This is a genomic window from Streptomyces sp. 63XJN7_1_ISO-PGPR-S23-121, assembly GCF_056173025.1.
Genome location: NZ_CM149653.1, coordinates 1945330 through 1959827 on the forward strand (window position 1 = coordinate 1945330; position 14498 = coordinate 1959827).

The following is a 14498-nucleotide window of genomic DNA, read 5'->3' on the forward strand; positions in this document are numbered from 1 at the left end:
GGGGAGGCGTCTCCCCACACGGTGCGCACGGTCCGGCCGACGGGGGTGCGCAGCAGCGGCCACGGCTGGAGGAGCAGGTCCTGGTTGAGGTAGCGGGGCAGGTCGTCGCGCAGGCCCTCGTGCAGGACGGTGCGGTACGGGCCCATGCGCTGGCGGGACGTGCCTAGGTCGTACGAGGTCATCCCGGACCACGCCATGTGCAGCGGTAGCTCCACGACCCCCTGGGTCGGGCCGCGCAACTCGTCCAGTGACTCCGGCAGACGCTTCTGGAACTTCTCCTGGTAAGGCCCCGCTTTTTCTGGGAACGCGGCTCGACCGGGCCACCTTGATACCGGTCAGGTATCATGCCTGTATGGCCATGACACTCCGACTCCCCGACGACCTTGACGCGAAGCTCACCGAGCGGGCTCGTCGGGAGGGTCGCAGCAAGCAAGAACTTGCCATTGAGGCCATCCGTGAAGCCCAGAACCGGGCCGAGCTGAAGGTCGAGGACGTCCTGGCCGAGCTGATGGACAGCGATGCGGAGATCCTGGACTACCTGAAGTGACGAACGTGCGCTACATCCAGATCGACGAAATCCTGGCCATCGCCCGCGCGGTCAACGGTTCCGAGCACAGCGTGCGTGACATGGGCCTTCTGGTGTCGGCGATCGAGCGGCCCCGGACGAACGTGTTCGGAGCCGAGTTGTATCCCACGCTGCACGAGAAGGCCGCAGCACTGCTGCACTCCGTCGCCCGCAATCACGCGCTGATCGACGGCAACAAGCGCACCGCTTGGCTGGCCATGCGTGTCTTCCTGCGGTTCAACGGTGTCAGTGCCAGTGCTGCCCCGCCGCCTGTCTCCGTCGCCGGTCCTTTCGTCGAGGAAGTCGCGCAGGACAACGTCGATGTACCGGCTGTCGCCAAGCGCCTCTCGACCTGGTTCCCCGTTTCCTGACGCCCGAGCGCATCATGTGCGGTGCGTGGCAATACTGGAGCTTGCCGCAAAGGGATCTGACTTGCGGCTTCGCGAGTCAAACAGGACGCGACCAGGGGCAACCGGCCCTCCTCGGCTGGCGCGCTTGCGAGAATAAGCGGCCGAGGTCCCGGTGAGCTCGGCGAGGGTCAGACGGGGGTCGTCTCTTTCGATGGTGCTGGGAAGCCCCCGACGCACCTGCCATCGGATACGGACCCTAGTACCTTCACCCGCCGCTACGCCCATACCCTCCTTCCCGGCGGCCTGCCGGGCCCCGTCGGCACCACTGAGGTCGCTGACCCGGTGGCCCGAACCAAGCACGAGGTCGACGTTGCTCGCCCTCGCCCTGGGTGTGCGTCCGCAGGCGCCGAGCGCCCGGATCGCCCTGATCGGTGAGGCCAAGGCCACCGCCGCCCGCCGCGGCACCGGCGACCTGCAACGCCTCGAGCACATCCGGGGCTTGCTCACCGGCCAGGGCTACGACACCACAGGAGCCACGCTGGCCCTGTTCTCCCTGCACGGCTTCTACCCGGACCTGGTCGAATTGGCGGCCAGACTTGATGATCTCCTCCTGGTCGACCTGCCGGGTCTCCACGGGGGCGGTTGACCTCAGCAGGGATTGCGCCCGTCAAGCCGATGAACGGCGTAAAGGGGACCCAGTGGCGGCGATGACCGTGTCGGGGCGCAGTCGGGTGCCATCGGTCAGTACCACGTCGGCGCCTCGAACGCGTGAACGGCCGCGACCGGCTCGACCAGGCCGGACCGGACGGCGTGCACGAAGCTGTGGTCAAGCACCGGGTTGACCCCTTCTCGGGCGTTGCGCGTGTACAGACCGGTGCGGGGCCGAGGCAGCGCCCGGGAGGTCAGGTCGGGCACCGCGAGACGTTGCGTGAGCAGGGAGGCGCGGTCGCGCCAGGCGAGGGGAAGGGCCTCCGTCACGCGGCCGGCCGCATGCCGTCGTACCCGGACTCGAGGGGTCCCGGCCGGGGCTGTCCCGCTTCTCCCTCAGGGGCCCGGCCTGGACGACCGGCCCCCTCCTGGAGAGCGCGTGCCGGCCGCCTGGGGCGGGCTCCACACGTTCGCTGCCGGCCGGACCGTCGCGCTCGACGGCAGCGACCACGAAGACCCGTCCGTCGTGTGGCCGGGCGGACATCCAGAACTTCGCCAGTGCCGATGCACCAAGCTGACGTCCTCGCGTGGCTGTTTCAGCGGAGTGCGCGCTCCAGGGGTGTCCGACACATGAGCGTGGGAGAAGGAGCGGCGTCCGGTGCGGCAACGCGGCGAGCGTGCGTACCGGGCGTCGCTACGCCGCGGGCATTTGTCGGACGCCCCGCGGGGCCAGGAAGGGCGACGGATCATGAATGTCGGGGAGTTCGCGGCCGAACTGGAAGCGGCCGGAGTGGTGATGTACGAGGAGGGAGGGAAGCTCCGCTATCGCGCGCCGCAGGGGGTGATGACGCCGGAGCGGCTGGAGACGCTTCGCACGCACCGCGACGCCGTCCTCGCCCTGCTGCGCGTCCAGGAGTACGGGCCCGCCGTCGTCGCCGATCCTGCGGCGGCGCACGAACCCTTCCCGCTCACGGACGTTCAGGCAGCCTATCTGCTCGGACGGAGCGAGGCGTTCGACTACGGCGGTGTGGCCTGCCACGGTTACCTGGAGATCGCCCTCCCGCACTGGGGGGCCGAGCGGGTCGAAGAGGCCTGGAACCACCTGATCCGGCGTCACCCCATGCTGCGGGCCGTGGTCGCCGCAGAGGGGTACCAGCGTGTGCTGCCGGATGTTCCGCACTACCAGGTGCGAAGCGAGAGCCTGCGCGGCGCCCCCGCCGAGGCCCGTGAGCGTGCGCTGGAGGCGACTCGGAGCGAGATGTCGCACCAGGTGCGGCCGACCGATCGGTGGCCCCTGTTCGACCTGCGTGCCACCGAGACCGACGAGGCCCTGGTCCTGCACGTGGCCGTCGACCTGCTCATCTGCGACTACAGCAGTATCCGGCTGCTGCTCGCCGAGCTGGCGGACCTGTGCCTGAGCGCCTCGCGGCCCGAGCCCCGGGGCGGTACCTTCCGCGACTACGTGCTCGCCGCGGGGGCGGCACGTGAGGGCACCCGCTACCGGCGCGACCGCGACTACTGGTGGTCCCGGATCGACGACCTGCCGGCCGCCCCCGATCTGCCGCTGCGCACCGACTCGCTCAGCGCCCCGCCGCGCTTCACCCGGCACGGGCTGCGGTTGACGGCGGCGCAGTGGGAGGTCCTGACCCGATGCTCAACCGAGGCGGGAGTGACCGCTTCCACCGTCCTCCTGCAGGCCTTCGCCGAGACGGTCGGCCGCTGGAGCCGCCACCCTCGCTTCACCCTCAGCCTCACCGTGCAGAACCGGCTTCCGCTGCTGCCCGATGTCGACCGCGTCGTCGGCGACTTCAGCTCCACGAGCCTGCTCGCCGCGGACCTCACCGAAGGCACGACGCTGGTCGACCGGATGCGGAACGTGCAGGGCCGCCTCTGGGAGGACCTGGACCACCGGCTCTGCTCGGGCGTCGAGGTGCTGCGCGAGCTGGCCCGCCGCCGCGGCCGCACCGAAGCACTCCTGCCGGTCACCTTCACCAGTACCCTCAGCGGCTCCGCCGGAGACGAGTCCGCCACCTCGCTGATGCCCGGAGGCGAGCTGGTCCACGGCATCACCCAGACTCCTCAGGTGTGGATCGACTGCCAGGTCATGAACGACGCCGGTGGCCTCCTCGCCCACTGGGACGTCCGCGAGGGCGTCTTTCCCGAGGGCATGGCCGACGACATGTTCGCCGCCTTCGCCGATCTCGTGACGCGGCTCATCGACAGCGCCGCCGTCTGGGAGGACGCCGACCCGCTGGCCCTCCCCGCCCGACAGGCGCGGCGCGTGGCCGAGGCCAACGACACCGCCGCCGCGCGCCGCCACCAGCTCCTGCACACCGCGGTCGTGGACCAGGCGGGACGCACCCCCGACCGGACCGCCGTGGTGACCTCCTCGCGCGTTCTCAGCTACGCCGAACTCCACGGCAGGGCACAGGCCGTGGCCGACGCCGTGCTCGGCGCCGGCGTGCGGCCGGGCCAACGCGTGGGCATCGTGATGGAGAAGGGCTGGGAACAGGTCGTCGCCGTCCTCGGCGTGCTGCTCGCCGACTGCGCCTACCTGCCCGTGGACACCACACAGCCGGCCTTGCGCCGCAACGCCGTACTGACCGACGCCGAGGCACACCTCGTGCTCACGCAGTCCGCGCTGCTGCCCTCGCTGGACCTCCCCGCGGGCGCGCGAGAGGTCGCCGTCGACACTCTGGCTCCCGTCGACCCGCGGGACCAGGCGGCCCGCGGGCATCGGGCGGCGCCCGACGACCTCGCGTACGTCATCTACACCTCGGGTTCCACCGGAACCCCCAAGGGCGTGATGATCAGTCACGCCGCGGCGCTCAACACCGTCGACGACATCAACGGCCGCTTCTCGGTGACGGCCGACGACCGCGTGCTCGGACTGGCCCAGCTCGGTTTCGACCTGTCGGTCTACGACATCTTCGGCCCCCTGTCGACCGGTGGTGCGCTGGTCCTGCCCGACGCCGGGCGCCGTGGCGATCCCGGACACTGGGCCGAGCTGCTCGCGGAGCACGCCGTCACCGTGTGGAACTCCGTGCCCGCGCAGATGCAGATGCTGGAGGAGTACCTCCGCACCGAGCCCGGTGCGGACGTCTCCCGGCTGCGGCTGGCCATGCTGTCGGGCGACTGGATACCCATCACCCTCCCCGACGCCGTGCGACGCCGTGTGCCCGGACTGAACGTGGTGAGCCTCGGTGGGGCCACGGAGGCGGCCATCTGGTCGATCTGCCATCCGGTCACCACCGTCGACCCCGCAGCGCGCAGCATCCCGTACGGCAAGCCCCTCGCCAACCAGCGCTTCCACGTCCTCGACGAACTGCTGCGCGAATGCCCCACCCACGTCACCGGCGAGCTGTACATCGCCGGGACCGGCCTCGCCCTCGGTTACCTCGGTGACCCCGAGCGCACCGCCCAACGATTCGTGACGCACCCCGTCACCGGCGAACGGCTCTACCGCACGGGTGACATGGGCCGGCGCCTGGACGACGGCACGATCGAATTCCTCGGCCGTGTGGACCGCCAGGTGAAGCTGAACGGTCACCGTGTGGAGCTCGCCGAGGTCGAGGCCGCGCTCCAGACCTTCCCCGCCGTGGAGACCGCCGCGGCCATCGTCCAGGGCGAGGGCACCGCCCGCCGGCTCGTCGCCTTCGCCGAGCCCGTGCGGACCGACGTGCCCGAGCTGCCCGCCGCACTCCGGGACAAGGCGGTCACGAGCGTCACCGAGACCGTCCGCGCCGTGGAGGCGGACAAGGTGGCCGAGATGGTCGAACTGCTCGATCTCTCCGCGCTCCAGTCGATGGCGGTCCTGTTCCGGTCCTGCGGGCTGTTCCCCGACGCGACGGCCGACCACACCGCCGAGGAGATCATCGAGGCCGTCGGCGCGGCCCCCGAGAACCACTACCTCGTACGGCGCTGGCTGACCGCCCTGGAGAGGGAGGGCCGGGTGCTCCAGGACCCCGAGACCGGACGCTACCGAGCACTGAGGAAGGACGCACCGGGGGAGCACGAGGCCGTCCTGGACCGGATCGACGCGCTCGAACCCCGGATCCGCTGGGGCGCCGGGCTCGTCCGCTATCACCGGGTATCCGAGCGAAACCTCGCCCCGCTCGTGCGCAACGAGATCGACCTCAAGGCGCTGCTCTTCCCGGAGGGGCGTCTGGAGACCGCCGAGGCGGCGTACCGCGACAACCTGATCAGCCGCCACAACAACGCGGTCGTGGTGGCCGCGATGCGCGAGATCGCCCGGCGGCACAACGGCCCCGACCCGCTCCGGCTCCTGGAGATCGGCGCCGGGGTGGGGGGCACGAGCACGGTCCTGGTGCCCGAGCTCGACGGACTGAACGTCGACTACCTGTTCACCGACCTGTCCCACTTCTTCCTCACCGCCGCCCAGGAGAAGTTCCGGGACCACCCCTGGGTCCGTTACGGGCTGTTCGACCTCAACCGCGACTACCGCGCCCAGGGTCTCGCGCCGAACTCGTTCGACGTGATCCTGCTGGCCAACGTCCTGCACAACTCCGTGCACGCCGAACACGTCCTCGCCCGGTTGCGTGAACTCCTCGCGCCCGGCGGCTGGCTGGTCTTCATCGAGGCGACCCGCGACGCGTACCACGTCATGACCTCCATGGAGTTCAACGCGGGTCTCCACGGCTTCGCGGACGAGCGCCGGGAGACGGGGCAGACCTTCTTCGGACGCGAACAGTGGCTGCGGATGCTCCGCGAGGCCGACGCAGAGGTCGCCTTCTGCCTGCCCGAGGAGGACAGCCCGCTGTCCCGCATCGGTCAGCACGTCTTCGTGTCCCGCTTCAAGGCCGACCGCACCCGGCTCCGGCCCGAGGCGCTCGTCCGGCATCTGCGCGACCGGCTTCCCTCGTACATGGTTCCGGCGGAGCTCCAGGTCGTGGACCGCATACCCCTCACCGGCAACGGCAAGGTCGACCGGGCACGCCTCGACGCGTGGACCGCCTCCGCGGCACAGGGCCGGGTCGACGAGGGCGGCGACGCGCCGCGGGCCGGCACGGAGCAGGCCCTGGCCGCGCTCTGGACGGACGTGCTGCCGGTCACCTTCGTCGGCCGCGATGCCAACTTCTTCGACCTCGGCGGCGACTCGCTCCTCGTGGCGCGGCTCGTCACGAAGATGCGCGAACGGCTCCCCGAGGCCGCCGACCTGGAATGGGACGACTTGCTGCGCCTGGTGATGAACCGGCCGACCGTGGCGGCGCTGGCCGGGCACCTCGGCGCCACCCGCGGCGGCGTCCCGGGCCTCGCCGGGGCGGCCCCCGCCTCCCCGTTGGTCCGGATCAGCGACGGTGCCGTCGGCGCGGCGGACACCACCACCCGGGTCCTGGTGCACGACGGGACGGGCACCCTCGTCCCCTACCGCGCGGTGATCGGCGCACTGGGGGATCGGCTCCCCCTGGCCGGTCTCGTCGTCGACGACATCGAGGCGTTCCTGAAGGCCGATCCGCGCACCCAGGTGGCGGAGCTGGCCGACCGGCACGCCGGGGCCCTGCTCGCCGAAGGGCTCGGGCGGATCCACCTCGTCGGCTACTGCATGGGCGGTCTGCTGGTGCCCGAACTCGCCCGGCGGCTGACCGCCGCCGGCGCCGAGGTGAGCGGCCTGACCGTCATCAGCAGCTACCGGGTGCCGTACCTGGTGGAGGACGACCTGCTGGCCGAGTACATCTTCGCCCGGCTGATGCGGGCGGACCTGGTCGGGCTCGGTTACCCCCGGGACGAGTCGGCGACGCGCGAGCTGGTGCGGGCCACCACCGAGCACTTCGCGAACACCGTCCCGCAGGGCAGCCTCGTCGACCGGCCGGAGTCGGCCCTGACCGGACCCGGACGGGAGGCTCTGCGGGCCTTCCGGACGCTCGCCGAGCGGTCACAGGAGGAGCGGCTGCGTGCCATCGGCGCGTCGATGCCGACGGGTGACGCGGACCTGCGTTCCGCGGAACGGTTGTCGAGGCTGTACCGCATCGTCAAGCACAGCCTCGTGTCCGTCGCCTCGCACGAGGCGACGCCCTGCGAGCTGCCCGCGACGTTCGTCCGTCAGACGGGAGAGGCGGAGATCTTCCCCGGCATGCACCGTGACATGACGGACTACTGGCAGCGGGTGTGCGGTGCGGGACTGCGGGTCGTGGACGTGCCCGGTGACCACTTCACGTGCGTGCAGCCCCCGAACGCCGAGGCCGTGGCGCGCGCACTGCTCACGGAGGACGGCCGGTGAGCGGCGCGGCGCCGCTGATCGGGATCCTCGGCGGGTACGGAGCGGTCGGCGCGGCCGCCGCCCGGGTGCTCGCGGCCGAGGGGGAGTTCCGGCTGAGGATCGGAGGCCGGGACTCCAGGGCGGCGGCGCACTGCGCCGCGGCTCTCGGCGGGTCCGCCGAGGCGAGGGAGGCCGACGCCCGGTCGGACGCGAGCCTCGAACGGTTCGTCCAGGGCTGTGACGTGGTGCTCCACTGCGCGGGACCCGCCTACGAGCTGGCCGACCGTCCACGCCGGGCGGCGGCGGCCGCGGGGGCCGACTACGTGGACGTGATGGACGGCTGCGGCCCCGCTCCCGCCCCGGCGGGCGAGCGTACGGCAATCCTGTCGGCCGGTCTCTCGCCGGGCATGTCCGGGCTGCTGCCCCGGCTGCTGACGGACGGGCGGGCTCCGTTGGGTGCCGCCCGGTTCACCGGATACTACGTGTCGCTCGGCGCCTTCACCCGGACCGGCGCCATGGACTACCTGCTGAGCCTGGACCGCGGTTACGGCACACCGCGCGCCCAGTGGCGCGACGGGCACGTGGTGCCCGGCGCGCTGGGCGGTGCCGAGGAGCGCGTAGTGGCGGGGGTGCCGCATCCGGTGACCGTGTACCCCTACCTCACCCAGGAGCTGGTGGGCCAGGCCCGCGCCCTCGGCTTCACCGAGGCCCGCTGGTACAACGGCTTCGACGGGCACCACCTGCTCGACGCGCTCAACCGCTGTCGGTCCGGCGACGTCCGGGCCGGCGGCCTGGAGGCGCGGGCGGCCGGCGTGGTGCGGGCCAGCACGCTGGACGCCCTGGGGCGATCGCCGTACCACGTGCTGTGCGGCGTCCTGGAACGGTCCGGCCCCGACGGCGCCCTGGTGCGCCGAGTGGTGATCCGCGGCGTGGACGGCTCGGCGATGACCGGCGTGGTGGGTGCGGTCGCGGCCCGGGAGGTGGCCCGGGGACGTGTGCCACGGGGTGTGCACCGGGCCGCGCAGGTGCTGTCCGCCCGAGGCGTCCTGGACGCGCTGCGACGGTATCTGCCCGACACGGTCGTCACCTTTTCCGACGACGTACCCGCCGCGGGCGTGATCGCCGCGGATCTGGACATGGAGGAGGGCGTGCTCTGACGCGCCCTGGGGGAGACACGAGGCGCGGCGGGCCGGGAGCCCGCCGCGCCTCGTGTCCGGGGTGCCGGTGTCAGGCCGGGTCGCCGGCCAGCAGCCGTCCCGCCGGAGCGAGTTCCACCCCGAACTCCGTCAGCCGGTGGACGTTGTCACGGATGACGGCGGCCCCCTCGTCCAGGTCGCTGTAGTCCAGGGGCGCCATGGCCATCCGCTCCAGGCACTTCTCCACGGCGATGTTGACGGCGTGGTCGTGACGGGGCATCAGCCAGTGCTGGTAGTCGTGCTGCCAGAGACTGAGCACGGTTCTGTCGTTGGTCAGCCGCACCTTGTCGAGGGTCTCCTTCTGCAGCCGGGCCGCCTGCGCGCTGTCCATGCCGATGTGGGACCAGGGCGAGGCGGGATCGGTGGGGTCGTCCGCCACGATCCGCAGTTCCTCCCGGTCCTGCCACAGCGGCATGGTCTCGTCGGTGATGGAGAACTTGGAGAGCGCGTAGTGCCCGGAGTACTCCCGCAGGAGGTAGTCCTGGGTGTCCTGGAACATCTCCGGGTCCTCGCCCGGGTACCCGACGATGAAGAGGCCGTAGTACGACATGCCGCTCCGGCTGAGCAGCTCGACGGCCCGGCGGTTCTGCTTGACCGAGACCCGTTTGCTCATCCGCTTCAGCGTGCCGTCGTTCATCGACTCGAAGCCGATGTGCAGTTGGAAGCAGTGCGAGGCCACGAGTCCGGCCACCACCTCCGCCGAATTGAGCGTGTTGGCGCGGCTGAACCCCTCCCACCTCGGCACTCCGGAATCGGGGAGGATCTCCAGGAGACGACGCAGCCGGGTCGGCGGAATGGTGAAGGTCGAATCCATCGCCGAAATGACGTCCGCGCCGTTACGGTCGGCATAGGAGATCCAGTCGTCACGTATCTTCTCGGCGGACTTGTATCGCCATTTGGGTGAAGCTGCGGGGAACGAACAGAATTTGCAGTCGAACGGACAGCCCCGCATGGACTCGTAGGGGACGATCGCCTGATCGCCGAGGACCTGCGGTGAGGGGAAGTCGTCGATGTCGACGTACTCGACCGGATTGATGCGGATGGTGTCACCGTCGCGCCACACCAGATTGGGCACGGCGCTCAGCCCGCCCCGGCCCGCCAGCGCGTCCAGGGTCTTGGGCAGGGCGATCTCGCCGTCGCCACGGACCACCGCGAGGATCTCCGGGAAGTCCCGCATGGCCGCCATGAACTTGAGGTTGGTGAACTGCCCGCCGGCCACGATCGGCGTGCCGGGGAGGTTTTCCTGGACCCACCGTACGGCCGAGCCCAGGATCGGGCCGTTCCAGATGTACGTGGTCGACAGGAGCACCACGTCGACGTCGCCCGCCGGCGCCTTCGCGCGACCCTCCCAGACGTCTCCCAGGTCCAGGCGCTCGAAACTGTGGCCGCTGTTCTCCAGGATCGACAGGAGGGTGACCGTCGTCAGATGGGGGGTCGTGGCCGCACGGGGCCTCAGCAGGGCGTACTCGCGCCCGTGCTGGACGAAGGCGAACCGCCGCAGATCGAGGTCCGGGCTCCCGGCCCTCCGGAGCATCTCCCGGGCCGCGTCGGAGGGATTAGCCGTGAAAAGCGATCCCTCCAGATACGGCGAATTGAGGTTCGCGGGCCCGAGCCCGCTCAGCAGTAGAAAGCGCACGCGCCCAGCTCTCCCTGTAGTGAGGGTGGTGGTCGCCCCGGGCAGGGGTTCACGCGATCGTTTCAGGCCACATCTGGGCATCGTCTGGACGGAATCCCCGCGCCACGGTCCGCCGGCCCACGCGGGCGTCCCAGGCCGCGGGAAGCGGCCCGGCGGCGGTTCTCGGTCCGCTTGCGAAAGAGGTTCTTATACGTGTAAAGTTATTGCTGTCTTCATGGATCTTGCCGCCCGGTCGCGACAGCGTTGCCCGCTTCCGGACCGGACGGCCGCGCCCGAAAGGTGGGGAATCCCATGGCCACGGCAGAGGGCCTGCACAGCCGTGCCGATGGTGGGGATGCGGTGGACGCCGGTGGTCCGGGGGACCACCCGGGAGGCCCGGCCGCGACCTCCCGTCAGGTACTCCTGCGCTTACTCCGCCCCTACCGCACCAGCCTCGTCGCCGTCTTCGTCCTCCAGGTCATCAGCTCCCTCGCCGGTCTCGCACCGCTGATCGCGGTGGTCGAGCTCGGCCGTGTGCTGCTTGCCCCCGGGCCGGCGGACCACGGCGCCGCCTGGCTCGCCGTCTGGCTCGGCGTCGGCGGCCTGCTCCTCCGCGTCGTACTCGCCGCCGCGTCCGGCGGCATCGCCCATCTCGTCGACGGCCGCCTCCAGCTCTCGTTGCGGCGGCTGCTCGCCCGGCGCCTGGGCAAGGTACCGCTCGGCTGGTACTCCCGCCGCAGCTCGGGCGAGATCAACGGCGTGGTGCAGGGCGACGTCGATCAACTGCACCACCTCATCGCCCACGCCCCCGTCGAGGCCACCTCCGCCGTCGTCGTCCCGCTTGCGTCGTTCGGCTATCTCGCATGGGTGGACTGGCGGCTGACGCTCGTCGCCCTCGTGCCGGTGCTCCTCGGCCTCGCTCTGCAGCGCCTGCTGCAGAGCGAGGACCGGCAGCGCGAGGGGCGTCGGATGGGGGAGGCGATGGGACGCATCGGCGCCGCCTCCGTCGAATTCGTCGAGGGCATCCCGGTCGTCAAGACCTTCGGCGGCGGCGGGCAGGCCCACGGGCGCTACCGCAAGGCCGCGGACGACTTCGCCGACTTCTTCCTCACCTATGTGGCGGGCGCCGCGGGCCTCGCCTCGCTGGCGGCCCTGGTGCTCTCCCCGCCGTTCGTCCTGCTGCTCGTCCTCGCCGGCGGTACGGGACTGATCGCTGCCGACGCCATGCCCCCCGCCGACCTGCTGCCGTTCCCGCTGCTCGCCGTCGCGCTGACCGCGCCCATCGCCGCGCTCGGCCACGGCCTGGACAACGTGCACGCCGCCGAACGGTCCGCTGAGCGAATCCGCGACATGCTGAACGTACCGCCGCTGTCCGAGCCGGTGACGCCGGCCGAACCGCACGGCGACCGCGTGGAGTTCCGCGGCGTCGGCTTCGCCTACGACTCCGGCCGCCCGGTGCTCCGGGGGATCGACCTGGTCCTCGAACCGGGCACCACCACCGCGCTCGTCGGCCCCTCGGGTGCCGGAAAGTCCACGCTGGCCCAGCTGGTGCCGCGGTTCTCCGACCCGACCAGCGGGTCCGTGCTCCTGGGCGGTGTCGACCTTCGAGACATCCCCAGCGAGCGGCTCTACCGCCACGTCTCGTTCGTCCTCCAGGACGTCCGGCTGCTGCGCGCCGGCATCGCCGAGAACATCGCCCTCGCCGTCCCGGAGGCCGACCGCGCCGCCGTCGAGCGGGTGGCACGCGCGGCGGGCATCCACGAGCGCGTCCAGGCGATGCCCCGCGGATACGACTCCGTGATCGGCGAGGACGTGGGCCTCTCCGGCGGCGAGGCGCAGCGCCTCTCCATCGCCCGGGCGCTGCTCGTCGATGCCCCGGTGCTGGTCCTGGACGAGGCGATGTCCTTCGCCGACGCCAGGACCGAGGCCGAGATCCGCGCCGCCCTCGAGAACCTCGTCCACGGCCGTACGCAACTGGTGATCGCGCACCGGCTGGAGACCGTCGCCCGGGCCGACCGGATCGTCGTCATGGAGGAAGGGCGGATCGTGGAGAGCGGTACCCACCACGAACTACTGGCGCTGAACGGGAAGTTCGCCGCGATGTGGCATGCCCGGCGCGCGCGTGCCGGGCAGAAGAGGGAGATCCACCGATGATCAGGCTGCTGCTGAGGGTCCTGGGAGAGCGGCACTCGGGCCCCCTGCGCCGCACCGTGGCGCTCATGTCCGTCTGCGCCGTCGTGGAGGGCCTGTCCTACGCGCTGCTCATCCCGCTCCTCCGGGCCCTGCTCGACGACGACGCGCGGGGCGCCTGGCCGTGGCTGGCCGCCTTCGCCGTGGCCGTCCTCGTGACCTCCGTGCTCGGCTACCTCAGTGACAAGTCCGGGTTCCGCACCGGCGGTGAGCTCTCACGGGGTCTGCACCACCGTCTCGGCGACCACCTCGCCAGGCTGCCGCTCGGCTGGTTCACTCCCGGCCGGATCGGGGACGTCTCCGGGCTCACCAGCCGTAGTGTGATGGAGGTCATGTCGGTACCGGCCCACCGGCTGCGGCCCCTGATCAACGCCACCCTGGTCCCACTGTCCGTGGTCGTGGTGCTCTTCTTCTTCGACTGGCGCCTCGCCGTCGCCGGCCTCGCCGCGGCCCCGCTGATCGCCGGAGTGCAGCGCTGGACATCGAAGGCGACCGCCCGCCAGGACGCCGAGCGAGCACGCAACAGCGACGAGGCCGCCGGCCGGGTCGTCGAGTTCGTCCGCGCCCAGCCGGTGCTGCGCGCCGGCGGCCGGACGGGCGAGCGCTTCGGCCTCCTGGACGACGCACTGCACGAGCAGTGGCGCAGCGGCCGGCGCGCGGCCCTCAGCGGCGTGCCCGGCATGCTCGGCCTGACCTTCTCCGTCCAGGCCGTCTTCACCGCTGTCCTCGCGTTGGGCGTGTATCTCACGCTGAACGGCGATCTCGGCGCCCCGGAGCTGCTGGCGATCATGATCCTGGCGGCGCGCTGTGTCGAACCCCTGCTGTCCCTCGCCGACCTCGGCGGCATCATGCGGGTCTCCCGGGGCGAACTGGAGCGTATCGACGCGGTCCTGACCGAGCCCCCGTTGCCGGGCGCCGAGCGGCCGGCGGTTCCGGCGCACGACGGCGTACAGCTGGAGTCGGTCAGCTTCCGGCGCGGTGACCGCCAGGTGCTGGACGGGCTCTCCCTGACCGTGGAACCGGGCCGGCGGGTAGCCGTCGTCGGGGCCTCGGGCGCCGGCAAGACCACCCTGCTCCAGCTCGTCGCCCGGTTCCACGACGTCGACTCGGGCATGGTGCGCCTCGGCGGGGTGGACGTACGCGACATCGACAGCGAGGAGCTGATGTCGCGGCTCTCCATGGTCTTCCAGGAGGTCTACCTCTTCGAGGGCACCATCGAGGACAACGTTCGGATCGGCCGGCCCGACGCCACCTCCGAGGAAGTGCGGGCGGCGGCCGCGGCGGCGTCCCTGGGCGAGGTGGTGGACCGGCTCCCCGACGGGTGGGCCACCCAGGTCGGCGAGGGCGGCGCCGCGCTGTCCGGAGGCGAGCGGCAGCGGGTGTCGATCGCACGCGCCCTGCTGAAGAACGCCCCCGTGCTGCTCCTCGACGAGGCCACCTCGGCCCTCGACCCGGAGAACGAGGCGGCCGTCCAGGAGGGTTTCGGCCAGCTCATGGCGGGCCGCACGACCATCATGGTCGCCCACCGCCTGAGCACCGTCGAGAGTGCCGATCTGATCGTCTTCCTGGAGGACGGCCGGATCGCGGAGCAGGGCACGCACGAGGAGCTCGTCCGGCGCGGCGGCCGGTACGCCGACTTCTGGCGAATCGCCGCGCACGTGGCGGCCTGAGGGCACGATGGCGAGCGCTCGTCCGTCACACACCGACCGCCACACGG

The 14498-nt window shown here is 71.5% G+C and carries 8 protein-coding genes and 1 pseudogene; 7 read left to right on the forward strand and 2 right to left on the reverse strand.

Annotated features, from left to right (window positions below; genetic code table 11):
• Positions 1–352 precede the first annotated feature (352 nt).
• The 3 genes and pseudogenes from AC0VYN_RS08815 to AC0VYN_RS08825 form a co-directional block, all read left to right on the forward strand.
• Entirely contained in the window at positions 353–547 is a 195-nt protein-coding gene (locus tag AC0VYN_RS08815; RefSeq protein WP_475535473.1) for a ribbon-helix-helix protein, CopG family, read from the forward strand.
• Complete coding sequence (locus AC0VYN_RS08820; RefSeq protein ID WP_475535474.1) at positions 544–936, forward strand: type II toxin-antitoxin system death-on-curing family toxin; 393 nt, start codon at positions 544–546, stop codon at positions 934–936. The genes AC0VYN_RS08815 and AC0VYN_RS08820 overlap by 4 nt, the downstream gene beginning before the upstream one ends.
• Positions 937–1179: 243 nt before the next feature.
• Positions 1180–1561, forward strand: a pseudogene (locus AC0VYN_RS08825) (ATP-binding protein); the annotation flags it as partial.
• Positions 1562–1656: 95 nt separating this feature from the next.
• Here AC0VYN_RS08825 and AC0VYN_RS08830 read toward each other — a convergent pair.
• On the reverse strand, positions 1657–1893 hold the full coding sequence (locus AC0VYN_RS08830) for a hypothetical protein (RefSeq protein ID WP_475535475.1): 237 nt from the start codon (positions 1891–1893) through the stop codon (positions 1657–1659).
• Between the two features lie 418 nt (positions 1894–2311).
• Between AC0VYN_RS08830 and AC0VYN_RS08835 the strand changes: the two genes are divergently transcribed.
• Together AC0VYN_RS08835 and AC0VYN_RS08840 are read left to right on the forward strand one after the other, a co-directional pair.
• The gene (locus tag AC0VYN_RS08835) at positions 2312–7801 is read left to right on the forward strand and encodes an amino acid adenylation domain-containing protein (RefSeq protein ID WP_475535476.1); all 5490 of its coding nucleotides are present in this window, start codon (positions 2312–2314) and stop codon (positions 7799–7801) included.
• Positions 7798–8937, forward strand: a complete 1140-nt coding sequence (locus AC0VYN_RS08840) for a saccharopine dehydrogenase NADP-binding domain-containing protein (RefSeq protein ID WP_475535477.1) — start codon at positions 7798–7800, stop codon at positions 8935–8937. The genes AC0VYN_RS08835 and AC0VYN_RS08840 overlap by 4 nt, the downstream gene beginning before the upstream one ends.
• Before the next feature lie 70 nt (positions 8938–9007).
• Here the strand turns inward: AC0VYN_RS08840 and AC0VYN_RS08845 are convergent, their stop codons facing one another.
• On the reverse strand, positions 9008–10510 hold the full coding sequence (locus AC0VYN_RS08845) for a B12-binding domain-containing radical SAM protein (RefSeq protein ID WP_475535478.1): 1503 nt from the start codon (positions 10508–10510) through the stop codon (positions 9008–9010).
• A 393-nt stretch (positions 10511–10903) separates the two neighbouring features.
• Between AC0VYN_RS08845 and AC0VYN_RS08850 the strand changes: the two genes are divergently transcribed.
• Positions 10904–12745: an ABC transporter ATP-binding protein gene (locus AC0VYN_RS08850; RefSeq protein WP_475535479.1), complete on the forward strand. Its 1842-nt coding sequence runs from the start codon at positions 10904–10906 to the stop codon at positions 12743–12745.
• Positions 12742–14451: an ABC transporter ATP-binding protein gene (locus tag AC0VYN_RS08855; protein ID WP_475535480.1), complete on the forward strand. Its 1710-nt coding sequence runs from the start codon at positions 12742–12744 to the stop codon at positions 14449–14451. The genes AC0VYN_RS08850 and AC0VYN_RS08855 overlap by 4 nt, the downstream gene beginning before the upstream one ends.
• Positions 14452–14498: the final 47 nt, after the last annotated feature.